General features: G+C 74.0%; 20 protein-coding genes. 17 read left to right on the top strand and 3 right to left on the bottom strand.

Annotation, left to right across the window (positions count from 1 at the left end; all coding sequences use genetic code 11):
- Position 1 precedes the first annotated feature (1 nt).
- The 13 genes from murG to HIR71_RS10270 all read left to right on the top strand — a co-directional run bounded on the left by murG (position 2) and on the right by HIR71_RS10270 (position 13,906).
- Positions 2 to 1,189: an undecaprenyldiphospho-muramoylpentapeptide beta-N-acetylglucosaminyltransferase gene (murG, locus tag HIR71_RS10330; RefSeq protein WP_311836214.1), complete on the top strand. Its 1,188-nt coding sequence runs from the start codon at positions 2 to 4 to the stop codon at positions 1,187 to 1,189.
- Positions 1,186 to 2,679 carry a UDP-N-acetylmuramate--L-alanine ligase gene (murC, locus tag HIR71_RS10325; RefSeq protein WP_169324980.1) on the top strand — a complete coding sequence of 498 codons (1,494 nt, stop codon included), beginning with the start codon at positions 1,186 to 1,188 and terminating at the stop codon, positions 2,677 to 2,679. The genes murG and murC overlap by 4 nt, the downstream gene beginning before the upstream one ends.
- Before the next feature lie 137 nt (positions 2,680 to 2,816).
- Complete coding sequence (locus HIR71_RS10320; protein ID WP_311836213.1) at positions 2,817 to 3,689, top strand: cell division protein FtsQ/DivIB; 873 nt, start codon at positions 2,817 to 2,819, stop codon at positions 3,687 to 3,689.
- 163 nt (positions 3,690 to 3,852) lie between these two features.
- Positions 3,853 to 5,136, top strand: coding sequence for a cell division protein FtsZ (ftsZ, locus tag HIR71_RS10315; protein WP_169324978.1), 1,284 nt, complete (start codon positions 3,853 to 3,855; stop codon positions 5,134 to 5,136).
- Positions 5,137 to 5,167: 31 nt separating this feature from the next.
- Positions 5,168 to 5,959: a peptidoglycan editing factor PgeF gene (gene pgeF / locus HIR71_RS10310; protein WP_311836211.1), complete on the top strand. Its 792-nt coding sequence runs from the start codon at positions 5,168 to 5,170 to the stop codon at positions 5,957 to 5,959.
- A 37-nt stretch (positions 5,960 to 5,996) separates the two neighbouring features.
- Positions 5,997 to 6,482: a cell division protein SepF gene (locus HIR71_RS10305; RefSeq protein WP_169324977.1), complete on the top strand. Its 486-nt coding sequence runs from the start codon at positions 5,997 to 5,999 to the stop codon at positions 6,480 to 6,482.
- A gap of 3 nt (positions 6,483 to 6,485) precedes the next feature.
- On the top strand, positions 6,486 to 6,770 hold the full coding sequence (locus HIR71_RS10300) for a YggT family protein (RefSeq protein ID WP_169324976.1): 285 nt from the start codon (positions 6,486 to 6,488) through the stop codon (positions 6,768 to 6,770).
- A 104-nt stretch (positions 6,771 to 6,874) separates the two neighbouring features.
- The gene (locus tag HIR71_RS10295) at positions 6,875 to 7,534 is read left to right on the top strand and encodes a DivIVA domain-containing protein (protein ID WP_211374026.1); all 660 of its coding nucleotides are present in this window, start codon (positions 6,875 to 6,877) and stop codon (positions 7,532 to 7,534) included.
- Positions 7,535 to 7,650: 116 nt separating this feature from the next.
- Entirely contained in the window at positions 7,651 to 8,109 is a 459-nt protein-coding gene (locus tag HIR71_RS10290) for a TraR/DksA family transcriptional regulator (protein WP_169324974.1), read from the top strand.
- Positions 8,110 to 8,156: 47 nt separating this feature from the next.
- On the top strand, positions 8,157 to 8,837 hold the full coding sequence (locus tag HIR71_RS10285) for a signal peptidase II (protein WP_169324973.1): 681 nt from the start codon (positions 8,157 to 8,159) through the stop codon (positions 8,835 to 8,837).
- Positions 8,830 to 9,774, top strand: a complete 945-nt coding sequence (locus HIR71_RS10280; RefSeq protein WP_169324972.1) for an RluA family pseudouridine synthase — start codon at positions 8,830 to 8,832, stop codon at positions 9,772 to 9,774. Before HIR71_RS10285 ends, HIR71_RS10280 begins: the two co-directional genes overlap by 8 nt.
- Positions 9,775 to 9,882: 108 nt before the next feature.
- Complete coding sequence (gene dnaE / locus HIR71_RS10275; protein ID WP_169324971.1) at positions 9,883 to 13,425, top strand: DNA polymerase III subunit alpha; 3,543 nt, start codon at positions 9,883 to 9,885, stop codon at positions 13,423 to 13,425.
- A gap of 82 nt (positions 13,426 to 13,507) precedes the next feature.
- The gene (locus HIR71_RS10270; RefSeq protein WP_169324970.1) at positions 13,508 to 13,906 is read left to right on the top strand and encodes a pyridoxamine 5'-phosphate oxidase family protein; all 399 of its coding nucleotides are present in this window, start codon (positions 13,508 to 13,510) and stop codon (positions 13,904 to 13,906) included.
- Positions 13,907 to 13,981: 75 nt separating this feature from the next.
- Here the strand turns inward: HIR71_RS10270 and HIR71_RS10265 are convergent, their stop codons facing one another.
- On the bottom strand, positions 13,982 to 14,215 hold the full coding sequence (locus HIR71_RS10265) for an RNA-binding S4 domain-containing protein (protein ID WP_169324969.1): 234 nt from the start codon (positions 14,213 to 14,215) through the stop codon (positions 13,982 to 13,984).
- A gap of 84 nt (positions 14,216 to 14,299) precedes the next feature.
- Between HIR71_RS10265 and hisD the strand changes: the two genes are divergently transcribed.
- Entirely contained in the window at positions 14,300 to 15,622 is a 1,323-nt protein-coding gene (gene hisD / locus HIR71_RS10260) for a histidinol dehydrogenase (protein WP_169324968.1), read from the top strand.
- A gap of 101 nt (positions 15,623 to 15,723) precedes the next feature.
- On the opposite strand, the gene HIR71_RS10255 is transcribed toward hisD, so the two are convergent.
- Together HIR71_RS10255 and HIR71_RS10250 are read right to left on the bottom strand one after the other, a co-directional pair.
- A complete protein-coding gene (locus tag HIR71_RS10255; protein WP_169324967.1) occupies positions 15,724 to 17,991 on the bottom strand; it encodes a RecQ family ATP-dependent DNA helicase in 2,268 nt (755 codons plus the stop codon).
- 82 nt (positions 17,992 to 18,073) lie between these two features.
- A complete protein-coding gene (locus HIR71_RS10250) occupies positions 18,074 to 19,090 on the bottom strand; it encodes a zinc-binding dehydrogenase (RefSeq protein ID WP_249051759.1) in 1,017 nt (338 codons plus the stop codon).
- 119 nt (positions 19,091 to 19,209) lie between these two features.
- On the opposite strand from HIR71_RS10250, the gene HIR71_RS10245 reads away from it, so the two are divergent.
- Genes HIR71_RS10245 through HIR71_RS10235 form a run of 3 tightly spaced genes read left to right on the top strand, consistent with a single transcriptional unit; the run spans position 19,210 to position 21,448 of the window.
- Positions 19,210 to 20,322 (top strand): histidinol-phosphate transaminase, encoded by a 1,113-nt coding sequence (locus HIR71_RS10245; RefSeq protein WP_169324965.1) that lies wholly within the window; start codon positions 19,210 to 19,212, stop codon positions 20,320 to 20,322.
- A 44-nt stretch (positions 20,323 to 20,366) separates the two neighbouring features.
- On the top strand, positions 20,367 to 20,966 hold the full coding sequence (gene hisB, locus HIR71_RS10240) for an imidazoleglycerol-phosphate dehydratase HisB (protein WP_169325013.1): 600 nt from the start codon (positions 20,367 to 20,369) through the stop codon (positions 20,964 to 20,966).
- On the top strand, positions 20,963 to 21,448 hold the full coding sequence (locus HIR71_RS10235; protein WP_169324964.1) for a hypothetical protein: 486 nt from the start codon (positions 20,963 to 20,965) through the stop codon (positions 21,446 to 21,448). Before hisB ends, HIR71_RS10235 begins: the two co-directional genes overlap by 4 nt.
- Positions 21,449 to 21,472: the final 24 nt, after the last annotated feature.

Raw genomic sequence — 21,472 nt, 5'->3', positions numbered from 1 at the left:
GGTGAACGCGTCCACCGGACCTCGGAGCCCTGCGCCGGGCAGCGTCGGCGGCCCGAGCCCCCTCGGCTCGGTGCTGCTCGCGGGCGGCGGCACGGCCGGCCACGTCAACCCGCTGCTCGCCGTGGCCGAGGAGCTCGCGCGGCGGGACGGCGCGACCCGGCTGACCGTCCTCGGCACGGCGACCGGCCTCGAGGCGGAGCTCGTGCCGGCGCGCGGGCTGCCGCTCGTCCTCGTCCCGCGCGTGCCGCTCCCGCGTCGCCCCACCCCCGACTGGTTCCGACTGCCGGGCCGGCTCCTCGCCGCGGTCCGTGCGGCCGAGCAGGCCATCGAGTCCTCGGGGGCCCGCGTCGTCGTCGGCTTCGGGGGCTACGTCGCGACGCCCGCGTACCTGGCGGCCCGGCGCCGGGGCATCCCTGTCGTCGTGCACGAGGCGAACGCGCGGCCCGGGCTGGCGAACCGAGCGGGAGCCCGTTGGGCGGCCGCCGTCGGGGTGACGTTCCCGGGGACGCCGCTGCCGCGCGCGCAGGTGGTCGGCATGCCCTTGCGGGCCGCGATCGCGGGCCTCGTGGACCGTCTGGTGACCGAGCCGGCCGCGACCCGGAGCTCGGCGCTGGTCGCGCTGGGGCTGGCACCCGACCGCCCGGTCGTGCTCGTCACGGGTGGCAGCCTCGGCGCCCTGCGGCTCAACTCCGCGGTCGCCGACGTGGGTGGGGACCTCGTGGCCGCCGGTGCCCAGGTGCTGCACCTCACCGGTGCGGGCAAGGCGGGCCCGGTCCGCGCGTTCGTCGACGCGCAGCCCGCCGACGTCCGCGCCCACTACCACGTCCGCGAGTACCTGACCGAGATGGAGCAGGCGTACGCGGCCGCGGCGCTCGTCGTGTGCCGGTCGGGCGCGGCGACGGTGAGCGAGCTCGCCGCGCTCGGCCTGCCGGCGGTGTACGTCCCGCTGCCGATCGGGAACGGCGAGCAGCGGCTCAACGCGGCGCCCGTGGTGAGCGCCGGCGGTGGGCTGCTGGTCGACGACGCGGACCTGACCCCCGGCTGGCTGCGCACCTACCTGCTGCCGCTCCTGGCCGACGGCGTCGCGCTCGCGACGATGGGGCGCGCGGCCGCGTCGGTCGGGGTGCGCGACGGCGCCGCGCGGGTCGCGGACCTCGTCGAGGACGCCGCGCGAGGAGTGCCCCGATGAGCGCGCTCGCCTCGTTCGGCCGCACGCACCTGATCGGCGTCGGTGGCGCGGGGATGTCGGCCGTGGCGCTGCTCCTCGCGGCGCGCGGACTCGAGGTGACCGGGTCCGACGCGCGCGACGGCGTCGTGCTCGACGGGCTGCGGTCGGCGGGCGTGACCGTGTGGGTCGGGCACGACGCGGCGCACGTCGAGGGGGCGCGGACGGTCGTCGTCTCGACCGCCGTGCGCGCGTCCAACCCCGAGCTGGCGCGGGCTCGTGAGCTGGGCCTCACGGTGCTCCACCGCTCGCAGGCGCTCGCCGCCCTCATGTCCGACCGTCGGGCGATCGCGGTCGCCGGCGCCCACGGCAAGACCACGACCTCCGCGATGGTGGCGGCCGCGCTCGCCGCGGCAGGCCTGGACCCCTCGTACGCGATCGGCGGGACCGTGCTCGCGCAGCCGGAGGCCGTGGGCGGTGCCCATGACGGGTCGGGCGACGTCTTCGTCGCGGAGGCCGACGAGTCCGACGGCTCGTTCCTCGCCTACGCGCCGACCGTCGCGGTCGTGACGAACGTCGAGCCCGACCACCTCGACCACTACGGGTCGCAGGAGGCGTTCGAGCGCGCGTTCGAGGAGTTCGTCGGCCGCGTCGTCGACGGCGGGGCGCTCGTCGCGTGCGCGGACGACGACGGCGCCCGCCGTCTGGTCGAGGCGGTGGGCCCGGACCTCGGGGCACGCGGTGCGCGCGTCCTCACCTACGGCCGGACCCCGGGAGCCGACGTCGTGGTGAGCGGGTACCGGGCGCAGGACGGCGGCTCGACGTGCACGCTGCGCACGGCGCATCCGGCCCTGCACGACGCCGCGGGTGCCGCACCGCTCGAGCTGCACCTCGCGCTGACGGTACCCGGGTCGCACAACGCCCTGAACGCCGCCGCGGCGTGGGTGGCCGCCCGACTGGTCGGAGCCGGGGCGCAGGCCGCGGCCGACGGGCTGGCGGGGTTCCGGGGGACCGGCCGCCGGTTCGAGGATCGCGGGACCGTCGCCGGGGTCCGCGTCGTGGACGACTACGCGCACCACCCGACCGAGGTCGCGGCGCTGCTGCGGGCCGCGCGCCCGGTCGCGCGCGGGGGGCGCCTGCTCGTGCTGTTCCAGCCGCACCTGTACTCGCGGACGCGCGCGTTCGCGGCGCAGTTCGCCGCGGCACTCGACCTCGCGGACGCCGTCGTGGTGACCGACGTCTACGCGGCTCGTGAGGATCCCGACCCGTCGGTCACGGGCGCGCTCGTGACCGAGCGCGTCCGGACGCCCGGCAAGGCCGAGCTCGTGCCGGACCGCGTCGAGGCGGCCCGGCGGATCGCCGCACGCGCCCGGCCCGGGGACCTCCTGCTCACCGTGGGGGCGGGTGACGTCACCGAGCTCGGCGCCGTCGTGCTCGAGACGCTCGCCGCGGCCGCCACCGGCGGGGTCGACGGGGCGGAGGCCACCGGGACGCCGCCGAGGTCTGCGCGATGACCCCGGCACGACCCCCGCAGCCCGTCCCGCCGCGCCGCCCGCCGCGACCCGGGCGCGCGAGCGGTGGGAGCGGTGGGAGCGGAGACGGCCGGGGGACCGCGACGCCTCCACCGGCGCGGCCGACGGTCGACCCCGACGTGCGCCGGCAGCCCGACCCCGCGGCGGTCGACGGCTCGGCCGTGACGACGTACACGACCGGCCGTCGGGCGCTCGGGCTGCCGGCCCGACCGTCGGTGGTCTCCACGGGTTCGGCGGAGCGGTTCGCCGAGCGGGCCGCCGCCCGTCGCCGGGTCCTGCGTCAGAAGGTCTACCTGACCGTGGCCGGTGTCGCTCTGGTGCTCGGCCTGGCCTGGCTCCTGCTCGTGTCGCCGGTGCTGGCGCTGGACGCCGCCGAGGTCGAGGTCACCGGCGCAGGGACGGTCGTGGCCGTGGACGACGTGCTCGGCGTGGTCCACGAGGTGGCCGGCACCCCGATGCCGAGGCTCGACACGATCGGGCTGCGTGACCGGATCCTCGAGGTGCCCGGCGTGCGCGAGGCCAAGGTGACGAGGCTGTGGCCGCGCGGGCTGGCGGTGTCGCTGGTCTCCCGCGAGCCCGTCGCCGCCGTGCCAGAGAACCGGGCCCTCGCGGGCCCGTCGACCGACGGTGCACCGACGGGCTTCACGCTGCTCGACACGGAGGGGTACCAGGTCGGCTGGAGCGAGGTGCCGCCCGAGGGGCTGCCGGTCGTCTCGGTGCCCGTGGACGGGGACAACACGCGCACGCTCACCGCGGTGCTCACCGTGCTCGACGCGTTGCCGGAGCCGTTGCGCGCCGAGGTGGCGACCGTCTCGGCGTCGACCCAGGACACCGTGGAGATGGGACTGCGCGACGGGACGACGGTGCGCTGGGGGAGCGCGAACGACGCGACCCTCAAGGTCGCCGTCCTGCAGGCGTTGCGCGCCGCACCCGCGACCGCGGGTGCCACGCAGATCGACGTCTCGGCACCGACCTTGCCCGTCACGCGCTGACGACATCGGGGAAGTCCGCGACACGCGCGGCGTGGTCGTTGCCCGGGGGACCTCGCCCGCCTAGCGTCACGGCTCAGAACTACTTGACATAACTCTAACCTTCTACCTCAAGGTGAAGGTTTCTACGCAGCACGGCACCGAACGCAGAACGAGAGGCAACGACGTGGCAGCTCCGCAGAACTACCTGGCGGTCATCAAGGTGGTCGGGATCGGCGGCGGTGGCGTCAACGCCGTCAACCGGATGATCGAGGTCGGGCTCAAGGGCGTCGAGTTCATCGCGATCAACACCGACGCCCAGGCACTCCTCATGTCGGACGCCGACGTCAAGCTCGACGTGGGCCGTGAGCTCACGCGCGGGCTCGGCGCCGGCGCGGACCCCGAGGTCGGCAAGAAGGCCGCGGAGGACCACGCGGAGGAGATCGAGGACGTCCTGCGCGGCGCCGACATGGTGTTCGTGACCGCGGGCGAGGGCGGCGGGACCGGCACCGGCGGCGCGCCGGTCGTCGCCCGCATCGCCCGGTCGCTCGGCGCGCTGACGATCGGCGTCGTGACGCGCCCGTTCACCTTCGAGGGTCGGCGCCGGTCGGTCCAGGCCGACTCGGGCATCGACAACCTGCGTGCCGAGGTCGACACGCTGATCGTCATCCCGAACGACCGGCTGCTGTCGATCTCCGACCGCTCGGTCTCCGTGCTCGACGCCTTCCACTCGGCGGACCAGGTCCTGCTGTCCGGCGTGCAGGGCATCACCGACCTGATCACGACCCCAGGTCTGATCAACCTCGACTTCGCGGACGTCAAGTCCGTGATGCAGGGGGCGGGGAGCGCCCTCATGGGCATCGGGTCCGCCCGGGGCGAGGACCGCGCGGTCCAGGCGGCCGAGCTGGCGATCTCCTCCCCGCTGCTCGAGGCGAGCATCGACGGCGCGCACGGGGTGCTGCTCAGCATCCAGGGTGGCAGCGACCTCGGGCTGTTCGAGATCAACGAGGCGGCCCGCCTGGTCCAGGAGGCCGCGCATGCCGAGGCGAACATCATCTTCGGTGCTGTGATCGACGACGCGCTGGGAGACGAGGTCCGCGTCACGGTGATCGCCGCGGGCTTCGACAGCGGCTCGCCGCACCAGCGTCGGGACGCCCGTGCGCTCGGGCAGGTGTCGGGGTCGAGCCGGCCCGCGCCCGCCCCGGTGCAGGCGCGCGAGGATGCCGACGACCAGGACGCGTCCCACCGTGCGGTCGCGCCGGCGTACGTGCCGAGCCAGCCCGCCGCGCCCAGCCGGACCCCGGTGGCCGAGCCGAGCGAGGCGCGCCTGCCGGCATTCATCGCGACCGACCCGGGGTTCGCTCCGGTGCCAGCGCCGGTGACAGGTCAGCTCGAGGTCCCCCGGATCTTCGAGGAGGAGGTCGCCCGGCGACGCGAGGACGACCTCGACATCCCGGACTTCCTCAAGTAGCCGGGCCCGAGGCGCCCCGACGGAGCGTCGAGTGACCGAGCCCGTCCTGGCGCAGCACGCCGACGTCCCCCTGATCGAGGTCGACCTGGGGGACGGCGTGCGGGCGGCGTTCACCGCGGCACCTCTGAACCTGGGGCTCCACGTCGGCGACGACCCCGGCCGGGTCCGGGAGAACCGGCGCCTGGTCGAGCGTTGGCTCGGAGGCCCGGTGGCGTTCGCGACCCAGGTCCACGGGGCCGACGTCGCCGTCGTGGTGCCGCAGACGGGGTCCGTGCCGGACTCGGTCGGCGCGGCGGACGCCATCGTCACGTCGGGACCGACCGGAGTCGGCGTCATGGTGGCCGACTGCGTCCCCGTCCTGCTCGCGGATGCCGACGCCGGTGTCGTGGCGGCTGTCCACGCGGGCAGGCGGGGTCTGGCGGGGGGCGTCGTGCAGGCCGCCCTGCGGAGCATGGTGGCAGCCGGGGCCGCGCCGGAACGCGTGCGAGCCGCCATCGGACCGGCGATCTGCGGAGCGTGCTACGAGGTGCCGGCTGCGATGCGCGACGAGATCGCCGCCGTCGTGCCCGCGGCCCGGTCCACCACGTCGTGGGGGACCCCTGCGCTCGACCTCCCGCGTGGCGTCGAGGCGGTGCTGGCGGGAGCGGGCGTGCGGCACGTGCGTCGGCTGGACTGCTGCACCGCGACCGACGAGCGCTTCTTCTCGCACCGCCGCAGCGTGGCCACGGGTGCCACGGACGGGCGCTCCGCCGGCGTGGTCCGCAGAACCCGTGGGGAACCGGGCGTGTCGGAGGGGATCGGTGAGGGGCCCTTGCTAGCGTGAATCTGCAGGACACAGGTGTACGGAGAGGAACTGGGCGATGGCCGGAGCGCTACGCAAGACGATGCTGTACCTCGGTCTCGCCGACGAGCGAGGGGACCACCACGGCGAGGAGTACGCCGACGAGTACGAGGAACCGGAGACCGCCGTGGCGCACGACTACGAGGCCCAGGTGACGCCGATCCGCTCGGCCGCCTCCCGCACCCCGGTCGCGCCGGTCCCGGCACCGCCGGTCGGCGACCTGCGCCGGATCACGACCGTGCATCCGCGGTCGTACAACGACGCACGCAAGATCGGCGAGGCGTTCCGGGACGGCACGCCGGTGATCATGAACCTCTCGGACATGGACGACGCCGACGCGAAGCGCCTGGTGGACTTCTCGGCCGGGCTGAGCTTCGGCCTGCACGGGGCCATCGAGCGCGTCACGAGCAAGGTCTTCCTGCTGTCGCCTGCGCACGTCGAGGTCACGGCCGAGGAGCAGGCGGTTCCCGGCGAGGTCCGCGCCGGGTTCTACAACCAGAGCTGACCGGTGCGTGTCCTGGCGGACCTCGCCTACCTCGTCGTCCTCGTCTTCTTCCTGATCCTGCTCGTCCGGCTGATCCTCGAGTGGGTCCAGTACTTCGCCCGGGACTGGCGGCCGCGCGGCATCGCCGTGGTGGTCGCCGAGATCGTCTACACCGTGACGGACCCACCCCTGCGCGCGCTCCGGCGCGTCATCCCACCGCTGAACATCCTCGGGGCTCGGGTCGACCTCGCGTTCATGGTGCTGACCCTGATCTCCTGGCTCCTGCTGGGGCTTCTCGCCAGCGTCTGATTCATGCGCTCCGCTCAAACTCCGCTACCGTGATCGCAGGTGGTCGGTGGACTACCGCCTGACCAGCTCGACCGCGAGCGGCACGACTTACTGAGGTGACACCGATGGCACTGCTGACCGCAGACGACGTCCTGAACAAGAAGTTCCAGGCGACGAAGTTCCGTGAGGGCTACGACCAGGACGAGGTCGACGACTTCCTCGACGAGGTGGTCAACACCCTCCGCGCGGTCCAGGGTGAGAACGACGAGCTCAAGAACAAGCTCGCCGCCGCAGAGCGGCGGATCGCCGAGCTGAGTCGGACCGGCTCGCAGGCCGCGCCCGCCCCTCAGCCCCAGGTCGAGGCCCCGCCCGCTCCCCAGCCGGCTCCCGTCGTCGCGCCGGCGGCGCCGATCTCGCCCGCCGTGTCGGCCCGCGCGAGCGAGCCCGAGTCGGCCACCGGCATGCTCGCGCTGGCCCAGAAGCTGCACGACGACTACGTCCGCAGCGGCCAGGAGGAGGGCGACCGGATCGTCGGCGAGGCGAAGTCCCAGGCCCAGCGGATCGTCCGCGAGGCGGAGGAGACGTCGCACCGGACCCTGAGCCAGCTGGAGCAGGAGCGCAGCCTCCTCGAGCGCAAGATCGACGAGCTGCGGGTCTTCGAGCGCGACTACCGCACCCGGCTCAAGAGCTACCTCGAGAACCTGCTCGGCGACCTCGACAACCGGGGCAGCGCGCTGCCACCGCGCGGTGGCCAGGCGGCAGCCGCCGAGGCCGGCGGCCTGTAGCGGCGCCGCCGCAGCGCGCTCTGCGACGCACCACGCGGGACTCGTCTCGCGTGGTGTGTTGTGCCTCCCGGCAGTGGCGTCTACCTTTGCCTGACTTCGAACCCAAGGGGGCGCCCGTGGCCATCCACGACGCGATCAGGACGACGACCGCCGCCGACCTGCCGGACCTGGCCAAGGCGGTGCACACCTTCCCGGTGCGGGAGGGCGAGTCACCGTGGACGGTCGAGGAGGTCCGCGAGATCGCGGCCGAGCTCACCGACGAGGTCGAGCGTCTTCGCACGGAGGTCTCGGCAGCCGACGCGGAGCTCTCCGAGCTGCTGCGGAACTCGGGCGACGGGGCAGGCGACGACCAGGCGGACTCGGGCTCGAGCGCGCTGGAGCGCGAGCAGGAGCTCACGCTCGTCAACAACACCCGGGACCTCCTCGAGCAGGCCAACCGCTCCCTCGCGCGGATCGCGGCCGGGACGTTCGGCACGTGCGAGTCGTGCGGCAAGGCGATCGGGAAGGCGCGCGTCCAGGCCTTCCCGCGCGCGACGCTCTGCGTCGCCTGCAAGCAGCGTGAGGAGCGTCGCTGACGCCACGTGCCGTCGCGCCGTCGGGGCCCGTGGGAGACTGCTCGGCGATGTCCACGACTCCTGACGAGCCTGCCGCGCCACCGCAGGCCCCGGCCGCCACCGCCGATCCCCGCCGACGGCGTCGCCTCCTGCTGACCATCACCGTTCTGACGGTGATGGTGCTCGCGGTGGACCAGCTCACCAAGCTGTGGGCGCAGCGGTCGTTGGTCCCGGGCGACCGGACGCCGCTCCTGGGCGACCTCCTCGGGCTCACCCTCGTCTACAACCCCGGCGCCGCGCTCTCGATCGCCACCGGCATGACGTGGGTGCTGACCGTCGTGGCCACCGTCGTCGTGGTCGTCGTGATCCGAGCCTCCCGTCGCATCGGGTCCCGTGGCTGGGCCGTCGCGCTCGGCCTGCTGCTCGGCGGCGCGCTCGGCAACCTCGTGGACCGGTTCGCGCGCGAACCGGGCTTCGCGCGCGGGCACGTCGTGGACTTCCTCGCCTACGGCGACCTGTTCGTCGGCAACGTCGCGGACGTCGCGATCGTCGGCGCCGCCGGGTTGATCATCCTCCTGGCGCTGCGGGGCATCGGTCTCGACGGGACGCGCGAGCACGCGGCCCCGGCGCACGCCAGGCCCGCCCCGGGTCGCGAGCCGAGCGACGGCGACGAGGCACACGAGGCCGCGGCGCAGGAGCCCGCGGCGCAGGAGCCCGCGGCGCGCGACGCAGGACCGCACCGTGGCTGAGCTGCGCGCGCTCCCCGTCCCGGACGGGCTCGCGGGCGAGCGCGTCGACGCGGGGATCGCGCGGCTGCTGGGGCTGTCCCGGACGCGTGCCGCGGAGCTGGCCGCGACCGGCGGCGTGCGGCTCGACGGACGGGCCGTGGGCAAGTCCGACCGACTGCTGCCGGGCGGCTGGCTCGAGGTCGAGCTGCCCGACGCGCCCGGCGCGGCCGCCGCGACGATCGAGGTCGTCGCCGAGCCGGTCCCGGGCATGCGCATCGTGCATGACGACGACGACGTGGTGGTCGTGGACAAGCCCGTCGGCGTCGCGGCTCATCCCTCGCCGGGGTGGACCGGGCCCACGGTCGTCGGGGCGCTGCAGGCGGCCGGCTACCGGATCTCGACGTCGGGGGCCGCCGAGCGCCAGGGCATCGTCCACCGGCTCGACGTCGGGACGTCGGGGCTCATGGTGGTCGCGAAGAGCGAGCACGCCTACACGGTGCTCAAGCGCGGCTTCAAGGAGCGCACGGTCGAGAAGGTCTACCACGCGCTGGTGCAGGGGCACCCCGAACCCACGACCGGCACCATCGACGCCCCGATCGGCCGGCACCCGACCGCGGACTACAGGTTCGCCGTCGTCGCCGAGGGGAAGCCGTCGGTGACGCACTACGAGGTGCTCGAGATGCTGCCGGGCGCCTCGCTCGTCGAGGTGCACCTGGAGACCGGGCGCACGCACCAGATCCGGGTCCACTTCGCAGCGCTGCGCCACCCGTGCGTCGGCGACCTGACGTACGGTGCCGACCCGACGCTCGCGAAGCGGACCGGGCTCAGGCGGCAGTGGCTGCACGCCGTCCGGCTCGGGTTCGAGCACCCGGCGACCGGCCGGCCGCTCGTCGTGACGAGCCCCTACCCGGACGACCTCGCGACGGGGCTCGAGCGGCTGCGCGACTCGTACCGCTGAGACGGCGGAGGCGGGTCCTTCGCGTGTCGCGGACGACCCGCGCGGCGCGCGTCACAGTCCGCGCGTGGCTCGCCGGGACCGTCGGTGGGGCCGCCTAGAATCCGTCCCATGCCGTCCTCTGCCGCCACGGACTTCGTGCACCTGCACGTCCACACCGAGTACTCGATGCTCGACGGCGCGGCTCGTCTGGACGACCTGTTCACCGAGGCCGAGCGGCTCGGCCAGACCGCGATCGCGACGACCGACCACGGGTTCGTCTTCGGCGCGTTCGACTTCTGGTCCAAGGCGCGCGCGCACGGGATCAAGCCGATCATCGGGGTCGAGGCGTACCTGACGCCCGGCACGAGCCGGCACGACCGCACGCGCGTGCGCTGGGGCGACCAGCACCAGTCCGGCGACGACGTCTCGGGCGGTGGCGCGTACACGCACCTGACGATGTGGGCGAAGAACACCTCGGGCATGCACAACCTGTTCCGCATGTCCTCGCTCGCGTCGCTCGAGGGCCACTTCTACAAGCCGCGCATGGACCGCGACCTGCTCCAGCGGTACGCGACCGGCCTCATCGCGACGACCGGCTGCCCGTCGGGCGAGGTGCAGACCCGGCTCCGGCTCGGGCAGTTCGACGAGGCCGTGCGCGCCGCCGGCGAGTTCCAGGACATCTTCGGCCGGGACAGCTACTACGTCGAGCTGATGGACCACGGGCTGGAGATCGAGACCCGCGTCACCAAGGACCTGCTGCGGGTGGCCGAGGCGATCGGCGCCCCGCTCGTGGCGACGAACGACCTGCACTACACGACCAAGGCGGACCACCATGCGCACGAGGTGCTGCTGAGCGTCCAGTCCGGTTCGACGCTCGCGGACCCCAAGCGGTTCAAGTTCGACGCCGAGGACTTCTACCTCAAGTCCGCCGAGGAGATGCGTCGCACGTGGGCCGAGCTGCCCGAGGCCTGCGACAACACGCTCCGCATCGCGGAGCAGTGCGAGGTCACGTTCAACACCGACGCGAACTACATGCCGAACTTCCCGGTCCCGGCCGGGGAGGACGAGGACTCGTGGTTCGTCAAGGAGGTCGAGACGGGTCTGCACCGCAGGTACCCGAACGGCATCCCCGCCGACGTCCGCAAGCAGGCGGACTACGAGACGAAGGTCATCACCGACCTCGGGTTCCCCGGGTACTTCCTCGTCGTCGCCGACTTCATCAACTGGGCGAAGGCACAGGGGATCCGGGTGGGTCCCGGCCGTGGCTCGGCCGCCGGGTCGATGGCGTCGTTCGCCATGGGCATCACCGAGCTCGACCCGCTCGAGCACGGGCTCATCTTCGAGCGGTTCCTCAACCCCGAGCGCGTCTCGTGGCCCGACGTCGACGTCGACTTCGACGAGCGCCGTCGCGGCGAGGTGATCCGGTACGTCACGGAGAAGTACGGCGAGGAGAAGGTCGCCCAGATCGTCACCTTCGGGACGATCAAGGCCAAGCAGGCGCTCAAGGACGCGTCGCGGGTGCTCGGCTTCCCCTTCGCGATGGGGGAGAAGCTCACCAAGGCCATGCCCCCCGGCGTCATGGGCAAGGACATCCCGCTGTCGGGCATCTACGACCCGTCGCACCCGCGCTACACCGAGGCGGAGGAGTTCCGTCAGGTCGTGGCGGCCGACCCCGAGGCGCAGCGCGTCGTGGAGACGGCCAGGGGGCTGGAGAACCTCAAGCGGCAGTGGGGCGTCCACGCGGCCGGCGTGATCATGTCGAGCGAGCCGCTCATCGACATCGTGCCGATCATGCGTCGCGAGCAGGACGGCGCGATCATCACGCAGTTCGACCAGCCGACGAGCGAGGCGCTCGGGCTGATCAAGATGGACTTCCTCGGGCTGCGGAACCTCACGATCCTCGACGACGCGCTCGACAACATCGTCGCGAACGGCAAGGAGGCCATCCGCGTCGAGGAGCTCACGCTCGACGACCCCGCGGCCTACGAGCTGCTCGGGCGCGGCGACACGCTCGGTGTCTTCCAGCTCGACGGCGGACCCATGCGCTCCCTGCTGCGGCAGATGCGACCCGACAACTTCGAGGACATCTCAGCCGTCATCGCGCTGTACCGCCCCGGCCCGATGGGGATGAACTCGCACGTCAACTACGCGCTGCGCAAGAACGGGCTGCAGCCGGTCGTGCCGATCCACCCGGAGCTCGAGGAGCCGCTCGAGGAGATCGTGGGCCTGACCCACGGCCTGATCGTCTACCAGGAGCAGGTCCAGCGCGCCGCGCAGAAGCTGGCCGGCTACTCCCTGGGCCAGGCCGACCTGCTGCGGCGCGCGATGGGCAAGAAGAAGAAGGAGGTGCTCGACAAGGAGTTCGTGCCGTTCCAGGCCGGGATGCGCGAGCGCGGGTACTCCGACGAGGCGATCCAGGCCGTGTGGGACGTGCTCGTGCCGTTCGCCGGGTACGCCTTCAACAAGGCCCACTCCGCGGCGTACGGCGTCGTCTCCTACTGGACGGCGTACCTCAAGGCCAACTACCCGACCGAGTACATGGCGGCGCTCCTCACCTCGGTCCGCGACGACAAGGACAAGTCGGCGCTGTACCTGGGCGAGTGCCGCCGCATGGGCATCACGGTGCTTCCGCCCGACGTCAACTCGTCGTCGGCCAACTTCACGGCCGTGGGTACCGACATCCGGTTCGGGCTCACGGCGGTCCGGAACGTCGGTGCGAACGTGGTCGACGCGATCGTCGCGGCGCGGGACAGCAAGGGCGAGTTCACCTCGTTCACCGACTTCCTCGACAAGGTGCCCGCGGTCGTCTGCAACAAGCGGACGATCGAGTCGCTCATCAAGGCCGGCGCGTTCGACTCGCTCGGTCACACCCGTCGCGCGCTCCTGCTCGTGCACGAGCAGGCGGTCGACTCGGTCATCGGCGTCAAGCGCAAGGAGGCCGAGGGGCAGTTCGACCTCTTCGCCGGCTTCGGCGGTGGCGCCGACGACGACGAGGCGCTCTCGTTCAGCGTCGAGGTGCCCGACCTGCCTGACTGGGACAAGAAGCAGCGGCTCGCGTTCGAGCGCGAGATGCTCGGCCTGTACGTCTCGGACCATCCCCTCTCGGGTCTCGAGCACGTGCTCTCGGCGGCGGCCGACGTCTCCATCGCGACCCTCATCGCGGACGAGGCGCGTCCCGACGGCTCGACGGTCGTGATCGCGGGACTGATCACGTCGCTCCAGCGGAAGATGTCGAAGCAGGGCAACCCGTGGGGGGCCGTGACGGTCGAGGACATGGAGGGCTCGGTCGAGATCATGTTCTTCGGCGAGACGTACCTCGCGTACTCGACCGTGCTGGCCGAGGACCAGGTGGTCGTGATCCGCGGTCGCGTCCGGCGACGCGACGAGGCGATGCAGCTGCAGGCCATGGAGGTGTCGCTCCCGGACGTCTCGGCCGTCGCGGACGCCCCGGTGACCGTCTCGATGCCCGTCGCGCGATGCACCCCTCCGGTGGTCGAGCGGCTGCGTGAGGTGCTCGCCACCCACCCGGGCGTCACCGAGGTGCATCTGCGCCTGACGAGCCCGGGTCGAGCCACGGTGATGCGGCTCGAGGAGAGCCTTCGCGTCGAGCGCTCGTCCGCCTTGTTCGGGGACCTCAAGGCGCTGCTCGGACCGAGCTGTCTCGCGTCGTAACGCGTCGCGTGACGTCGGGGGCAGCAGTCCGTGGGCGGCGGGCTTGCGCCGGTGGCTGGTGCAGCCGATCTAGTCTTCGACGGTGATCCTCCTCTCGCCCGACCAGCTCGGCTTCGTGACCGTGCGACACCTGGCGACGTTCACGACCGTGCCGCCCGGCGGCCGTCCGCACGTGGTGCCGGTCGCCTTCACGTGGGACGCCCAGCACGGCCACGCCCGCATCACGACGCGGGTCACCTCGGTCAAGGCGCGCGCGATCGCGGCCGGTGGTGCGGACGGTTCCCCCCTGCGTGCCGCGCTGTGCCAGGTGGACGGGCGCAGATGGCTGACCCTCGAGGGAACGGTCACGCTGTCGCGCGACCCGCGCGACGTCGAGGTGGCGGTGGAGGCCTATGCACGGCGCTACCGCGCGCTGGCCGAGAACCCCGAGCGCGTCGTCGTGCACCTCACGGTCGACCGCGTCATGGGAACCGTCCGATGAGGTCGGCATGCCCACCGGTGCACGCGGGCACCCGTGCACGCGGGCACCCGCGGGCGCCGCGCGGTCCGCCCGGTGTCAGCCGACGGTCGCCCGCATCGGCCCGGCGGGTGCGTCGAGCTCGACGCGATCACCCCGGCGGAGCTGACGCCCGCGCCGCGCCTCGTCCTCGCCGTTGACCCGCACCGCGCCGTCCTCCAAAAGCTCGCGCGCGTGCGCGCCCGAGTCGGCCAGCCCGGCGAGCTTGAGGAACTGGCCGAGCCGGATCGTGTCGTCGCTGATCTGCACCGTGCTGTCCGTGCCCTCGTCCATGCCCCCATCATGCCGGTCGCCTCACCGGCGACCACGACGCGGGACCACCCGCTGCCGGCCCCTGGGCCGACCTAGAATCGAGCGGTGATCTCCCGACTCGACCTGCGCGGTCGCACCCTGTCCACCCGCGAGCTCGTCGCGGCGCTGCCGCGCGCCGAGGTCGACGTGAGCGCCGCCGCGCACCTGGTCGAGCCGATCCTGGCGGCGGTCCGGAACGAGGGTGCCGCTGCGCTGCGTGCGCTGAGCGAGCAGCTCGACGGGGTGCGGCCCCGGCACCTGCGCGTACCGGCCGGCGCGATCGCCGGGGCGCTCGAGTCGCTCGACGCCGCAGTCCGTGCCGCGCTCGAGGAGACGATCGTCCGGGTCCGGGCGGTCCACGCCGCACAGCGTCCCGCCGACTTCACCGTCGACGTCGCGCCCGGCGCCCGCGTACGCCAGCGGTGGGTCCCGGTCGGCCGCGTCGGCCTCTACGTGCCCGGCGGGCTCGCGGTCTACCCGTCGTCCGTCGTCATGAACGTGGTGCCGGCGCAGGAGGCCGGTGTCCGCTCGCTCGTGGTCGCGTCGCCGCCCCAGCGCGACAACGACGGGCTGCCGAACGCCACCGTGCTCGCGGCGTGCGCCCTGCTCGGTGTCGAGGAGGTCTACGCCGTCGGCGGCGCGCAGGCCGTCGCGATGCTCGCGTACGGAGCCGCCGGGTCCGAACCCCAGGACGGCGAGTGGTTGTGCGAGCCGGTCGACGTGATCACCGGGCCCGGCAACGTGTACGTGGCCGCGGCCAAGCGCCTCGTGCGCGGCGTCGTCGGCATCGACGCCGAGGCGGGACCGACCGAGATCGCGGTCCTCGCGGACGGGACCGCCGACGCCGACCACGTCGCCGCCGACCTCGTCAGCCAGGCCGAGCACGACCCGATGGCCGCGTCGGTGCTCGTGACCGACTCGGTCGAGCTCGCCGGCGCGGTCGAGGCCAAGGTCGCGGACCGCGCCGCCAGCACCCGGCACGCCGCCCGGGTGCAGACCGCGCTCGCGGGACCGCAGTCCGCCATCGTGCTCGTGGACGACCTCGAGCAGGGGCTCGCCGTCGTCGACGCGTACGGCGCGGAGCACCTCGAGATCCAGACCCGGGACGCGTCCGCGATCGCCGAGCGGGTCCGGAGCGCGGGTGCCATCTTCGTGGGACCGTACTCGCCGGTCTCCCTGGGCGACTACATGGCCGGGTCCAACCACGTCCTGCCCACCGGCGGCTGCGCCCACTTCGCGAGCGGTCTCGGTGTCCACAGCTTCCTCAAGGCCGTGCAGGTCGTCGAGTACGACGACTCGGCGCTGGCCGAGGTCGCGGACCGCATCGTCGCCCTGGCCGACGCCGAGGACCTGCCCGCGCACGGCGAGGCGGTCCGAGCTCGCTTCTGAGGGGCACGAGCGCGACCCGCGAGCCGGACCCGGGAGCCCGCCGTGTCGCTCGACGAGGGGTTCGCGCGCCTTGCTGCTGCGTACGGCCATACGCGCGAGCGCTAGCCGACCCCCAGCACGAACGGGTGGACGGCGGACGCGCCGGCCTGGCGCAGCAGCCGCGCCGCGACGGTGACGGTCCAGCCCGAGTCCGTGCGGTCGTCCACGAGCAGCACGGCCCGGCCCGGGAGGCCGGCGCGCCCGGCGTCCGACAGGTCGAGCTCGAGCCGCCGGGCGACGCCGGCGAGACGTTGCGCGGAGTTGACGTCGTGACGCCCCGGCGCGGTCGTCGGGTCGGGGCGGACGGACCCGACGATCGGGACCCCGAGCGTCCGAGCGACGCCCTCGGCGAGGTGACGGACGAGCTCGGGTCTGGTCACCGACTCGACGACGACGACGCCGGCGGGGGCGGGATCGGGTCGCCAGGCCTCGAGCACCTCGAGCACCGGGCGGCGCAGCGCCACGGGGAGACCGCCGTCCTGGCTCGGCCGCTCGTGCGCCGACGCGGTGCTCGAGGCTGTCGCCGCGTGCTCGTCCTCCGGGTCGGCCCGAGCGGCGAACAGGTCGCGCAGCAGACCGCCCCACCCGATCCCGTCGAGGCGGGCGACGGCCCGGCCCGGCGCCGCCTGCTCGGCGCCGGAGATGCGCCCGGACACCTCGACGCCCAGTGCCGCCATGCCGGTGGGCCACTGGCGCCGAGGCTCGATCTCGACGCCGGGCACGGCCAGACGCTCGCGCGCGGCCTCGACCTCGACCTCGTCCGGAGCTGCGCCCGCGGTAGCGCCGCCGCACGTGTCGCACCGCCCGCACCGCCACCCCGGCTCGAGCGCCGGGTCGTCGAGCGCACCGCGCAGGAACGCCATGCGGCACCCGTCCCCGCGCGCGTAGTCCAGCATCGCGTCCTGCTCCGCCCGCCGGGTCGCGGCCACGCGGGCGTAGCGGTCGCCGTCGTAGCTCCATGGCCGCCCCGTCGCCTCCCAGCCGCCACGGACCCGCCGGACGGCACCGTCGACGTCGAGCACCTTAAGCATGAGCTCGAGCCGGTTGCGCCGCAGCGACACCCGGGTCTCGAGCGCCGCGGTCGAGAGCATCCCGGCGGTCTCGAGCGCCGCGAGCGTCGCGCGCACCTCGTGCTCCGGCGGGAACGCCATCGACGCGAAGTAGTCCCAGATGGCCCGGTCCTCGCGGCCCGGCAGGAGGACGACCTCCGCCCGCTCGGTCGCCCGGCCGGCACGACCGACCTGCTGGTAGTACGCGATCGGCGACGCCGGTGCGCCGAGGTGCACGACGAACGCCAGGTCCCCCTTGTCGAACCCCATCCCGAGGGCCGAGGTCGCGACCAGGGCCTTGACGCGGTTCGCGAGGAGGTCCTGCTCGGCCGCCTCGCGTCCGGCCGGGTCGGTCTGACCGGTGTAGGCACGCACGGCCAGCCCGCAGTCGCGCAGGTGCTCGGCCACCTGCTGGGCGGCAGCGACCGTGAGGCAGTAGACGATCCCCGACCCGTCGATCCGCGGGAGGTTGTGCGCGAGCCAGGCCAGCTGGGCCGGCGTGCTGGGCAGCTCGCGAACCGCGAGGTGCAGGCTCTCGCGGTCGAGCGAGCCGCGCAGCACGAGCACGTCGCCGAGCGCGTGCCCCACGTCCCGACCGCCCGTGACCGCGAGCTGCTCCGCGACGTCGGCCGTCACGCGAGCGTTGGCGGTGGCGGTGGTCGCCAGCACGGGGATCCCGGCCGGTAGCTCCGCGAGCAGCGTGCGGATCCGGCGGTAGTCGGGCCGGAAGTCGTGCCCCCAGTCGGAGATGCAGTGCGCCTCGTCGACCACGACGAGCCCCGCGGACGCCGCCAGGCGGGGGAGGACCTCCTCGCGGAACCCCGGGTTGTTCAGCCGCTCGGGTGACACGAGCAGGACGTCCACCTCGCCCGCGGCGACGCGCTCGTGCACCGTCGCCCAGTCCTGCACGTTGGCCGAGTTGATCGTCTCGGCGCGGATCCCGGCTCGCTGGGCGGCGTCCACCTGGTTGCGCATGAGGGCGAGCAGGGGCGAGATGATCACGGTCGGGCCGGCGCCGGCCGCCCGCAGGAGGGCCGTGGCGACGAAGTACACCGCAGACTTGCCCCACCCCGTGCGCTGGACGACGAGCGCGCGCCGGCGGTCCGCGACGAGCGCCTCGATCGCCGTCCACTGGTCGGCCCGGAGCACCGCGTCGTCGCGACCGACGAGCGCGACGAGAGCGGCCTGCGCCCGACGGCGCAGCTCGTCGCGGCCGGCAGCGTCCGGGATCGCCTCGGTCGTCGTCGCGGCCAGCGCCGTCTGCTCGGGGGGTGGGGTCATGCGTCGATCGTAGGCAGCGCCGGTGACAGCGCCGGTGACAGAAGACCGGTGACGGCGCCGTTCACCAGGCGACGAGGCGCCCTCAGTCGCTGAGGTCCAGGACGAGGCTGCCCTCGACCGCTCCCGCCTCGAGGTCCGCGAGCGCGGACTCCACCGCGTCGAACGGGCGGACCGTGACCGTCGGCTCGACGACGCCGCGCGCGAGCAGGTCGAGCGCCTCGACCGCGTCGCGTCGGTCGCCCGGGGTCGCGCCGCGCACCGTGAGCCCCCGGCCGACGAGCGCGGGCACGCCGAGCGGCAGCGTGCCGGCGGGCACCCCCGTGAGCGTGAGGGTGCCGCCCGGGCGCACCAGGGCGAGCGCGTCGCGGACGTCGGGCGCTGCACCGGTGAGCAGTGCGGCGTGCGCGCCGCCGTCCGTCCGCGTGCGCACCTCGCGGCTCGCGTCCTGGGCGGCCGCGTTGACGGTCAGCTCGGCGCCGTGCTTCCGGGCCAGCGCGAGCCGACCCTCGTCGTCGTCCACCGCGACGACCCGCACGCCCCGCGCGACCGCGTGCTGCACCGCCTGGTGCCCGACGTCGCCGATCCCGGACACCACGAGCCACTGCCCCGCCTGCGCGCCTGTCGAGCGCAGCGCCCGAACGGCGCTGACGCCCCCGGACAGGACCGCGGCGGCCGCGACCGGGTCGCACCCGCCGGGGACCCGCGCGGCGTAGCGGGTGTCGACGAGCATGAGGTCGGCCCAGCTGCCGTGCACCGTGACCCCGGTGACGGCCACCGCGGGACAGAGCGACTCGTGCCCGGTCAGGCAGAGCGCGCACGTCCCGCACGCGCTCGCGACCCAGGTCGAGCCCAGCTCGTCGCCGATGCGCACGCCGGTGACGCCGGGGCCCAGCGCGACCACCGGGCCGTGCCCGCCGTGGCCGGGGACCAGGGGGAACGCGCGCGGTCCCTCGGGTCGTGCGGCGGCGGCACGGACGGCGCTCGCGCACGCCGCGGTGCGGGTCACCCGCACGAGCGCCTGGTGGGGCCCGGGGACAGGCGCCGGGACGCGACCGCGTCGCGGTCGCTCGCCCGCAGCGAGCACGACGACGGCGCGCATCGTGTCCACGGTCGCCTCCTGCCGCACGCCCTCGGCCGGGTCCCGGCCGGTGACCTCCCACGCTAGGCGCGCGGTACGCCGTCGGAGCGGGACCAAAGGCCGGTCGGTACGATCACCGGGTGCCCTCGCCGTCCCGTCCTGTCCTCCCCCTGCGTCCCGAGCTCGCGGGTCTCGAGCCCTACGGAGCCCCGCAGCTCGACGTCCCCGTGCTCCTCAACGTCAACGAGAACCCCTACCCGCCGTCCGACGACGTCGTGGCGGACATCGCGGCCGACGTCGCCGTCGCGGCGCGTGGGCTCAACCGCTACCCGGACCGTGACTTCCGTGCGTTGCGAGTCGACCTCGTGGACTACCTCGCGCGCGAGTCGGGCGTGCGTCTGGTGCCCGAGCAGGTCTGGGCGGCGAACGGCTCCAACGAGGTGATGCTGCACCTGCTGCAGGCCTTCGGCGGGCCGGGCCGCACCGTGCTGTCCTTCGCGCCGACGTACTCGATGTACCCGGAGTACGCGCGCGACACCGCGACGGCGTGGGTCGCGGGGCGCCGGGAGGACGACTTCACGCTCGACGCCGCTGCCGCAGCGGCGGCGATCAAGGAGCACACGCCGTCGGTCGTCCTGCTGGCGAGCCCGAACAACCCGACCGGCACCGCGTTGCCGCTCGCCACGGTCGAGGCGGTGCTGGCCGCGGCGGCCGCGGTCGAGGGCGGCTGCGTCGTCGTCGTCGACGAGGCGTACGGCGAGTTCCGCCGTGCCGGCGTGCCGTCCGCGCTCGAGCTGCTGGACGGGCACCCGAACCTCGCGGTCTCGCGCACGATGTCCAAGGCGTTCGGCCTGGCGGGAGCGCGGGTCGGCTACCTCGCGGCCGCACCGGCGCTGGTCGACGCGCTGCGCGTCGTCCGGCTGCCCTACCACCTGTCCGCGGTCACGCAGGCGGTCGCGCGTGCGGCGCTGCGGCACGCCCCGGCGCTGATGGCGCAGGTCGGCTCGCTGCGCGCCGAGCGCGACGCCACGGTGGCGTGGCTGCGCGCGCAGGGGTTCACGGTCGCGGACTCCGACGCCAACTTCGCGCTGTTCGGCCCGTTCGACGACCGGCACGCCGTCTGGCAGGGTCTGCTGGATCGAGGGGTCCTGATCCGTGAGGTCGGTCCCGACGGCTGGCTCCGCGTGTCGATCGGCACGCCGGAGGAGATGACGGCGTTTCGGGACGCCCTCGTGGAGGTGGCAGGACTGTGAGCGCACGCACCGAGCTCGACGTGACGGACGAGCCCCAGGGCGTCGTGGCACGCACGGCGCGCCTCGAGCGCACGACGTCGGAGTCGACCGTGCTGGTCGAGCTCGACCTCGACGGCACGGGCCGGACCGAGATCTCGACCACCGTCCCGTTCTACGACCACATGCTCACGGCGCTCGGCAAGCACTCGCTCATCGACCTCACCGTGCGGGCGCACGGCGACACGCACATCGACGTGCACCACACGGTCGAGGACGTCGCGATCGTGCTGGGCGAAGCGCTGCGCGTGGCACTGGGCGACAAGACGGGGATCGCGCGCTTCGGGGACGCGCTCGTGCCGCTCGACGAGGCGCTCGCGCAGGCGGTCGTCGACGTGTCCGGCCGGCCGTACCTCGTGCACAGCGGCGAGCCGGTCGGGCAGGAGTACCACCTCATCGGCGGCCACTTCACGGGGTCGCTGACGCGGCACGTCCTCGAGTCGATCGCGCACCACGCCGGCATCTGCCTGCACATGCGCGTGCTCGCGGGCCGCGACCCGCACCACGTCGTCGAGGCGCAGTTCAAGGCGCTGGCCCGCGCGCTGCGCGCGGCCGTCGCACGCGACCCCCGCGTCCAGGGCGTGCCGTCGACCAAGGGTGCGCTGTGAGCGAGGACGTCCCCACGGACGTGCCCGACGACGTCTCGTCGCTCGTCGGTGACGCGGCGGTGGCGCTGCTCGTCACCCCGGTCGCCTCGGCCGCGGCCCTCGCCGCGACGTGCGCGCTCGCCGGGGTCGCCGTCGACGTCGTGCCGTCACCGGTGGGCGCGCTCGCGGTCTGCCGCGACCGGTCCGGCGACGCCCCCACCGGGGCGGCCAGGTCGGTCTCTCAGCTCCTCAAGGGCGTCCCGGTCGTGCTGCTGGTGCGTCGCGAGGCGCAGCTCGAGGCGTCGCGCTGGCTCGACGGAGCCCGCGGTGACGACCTGGCGCCGGGTCTCGTGCTGAGCGACGCGCCCGAGATCCTCGAGGACCTCGCGATCGGGACGGTGACGCCCGACGAGGTCGAGGGCGTGGAGTCCAGCGTCGGCATGTCGCGCCTGCGCGCCATGCGGCTGCTGGCGTCCTCGGCCCGCAAGAACCGCAAGGCGTGACCGCGGCGCCCGCCGCGGCCACGT

Source organism: Cellulomonas fimi, assembly GCF_012952065.1.
GTDB classification, from domain to species: Bacteria; Actinomycetota; Actinomycetes; order Actinomycetales; family Cellulomonadaceae; genus Pengzhenrongella; species Pengzhenrongella fimi_A.
This window is presented reverse-complemented; position numbering and strand designations above follow the sequence as displayed.

Excerpts from the sequence above, each read along its gene's own strand:
- murC (WP_169324980.1), top strand. The coding sequence starts at position 1,186 with ATGAGCGCGCTCGCCTCGTTCGGCCGCACGCACCTGATCGGCGTCGGT.
- HIR71_RS10305 (WP_169324977.1), top strand. The coding sequence starts at position 5,997 with ATGGCCGGAGCGCTACGCAAGACGATGCTGTACCTCGGTCTCGCCGAC.
- HIR71_RS10295 (WP_211374026.1), top strand. The coding sequence starts at position 6,875 with ATGGCACTGCTGACCGCAGACGACGTCCTGAACAAGAAGTTCCAGGCG.
- HIR71_RS10285 (WP_169324973.1), top strand. The coding sequence starts at position 8,157 with ATGTCCACGACTCCTGACGAGCCTGCCGCGCCACCGCAGGCCCCGGCC.
- dnaE (WP_169324971.1), top strand. The coding sequence starts at position 9,883 with ATGCCGTCCTCTGCCGCCACGGACTTCGTGCACCTGCACGTCCACACC.
- HIR71_RS10265 (WP_169324969.1), bottom strand. The coding sequence starts at position 14,215 with ATGGACGAGGGCACGGACAGCACGGTGCAGATCAGCGACGACACGATC.
- HIR71_RS10255 (WP_169324967.1), bottom strand. The coding sequence starts at position 17,991 with ATGACCCCACCCCCCGAGCAGACGGCGCTGGCCGCGACGACGACCGAG.
- HIR71_RS10250 (WP_249051759.1), bottom strand. The coding sequence starts at position 19,090 with ATGCGCGCCGTCGTCGTGCTCGCTGCGGGCGAGCGACCGCGACGCGGT.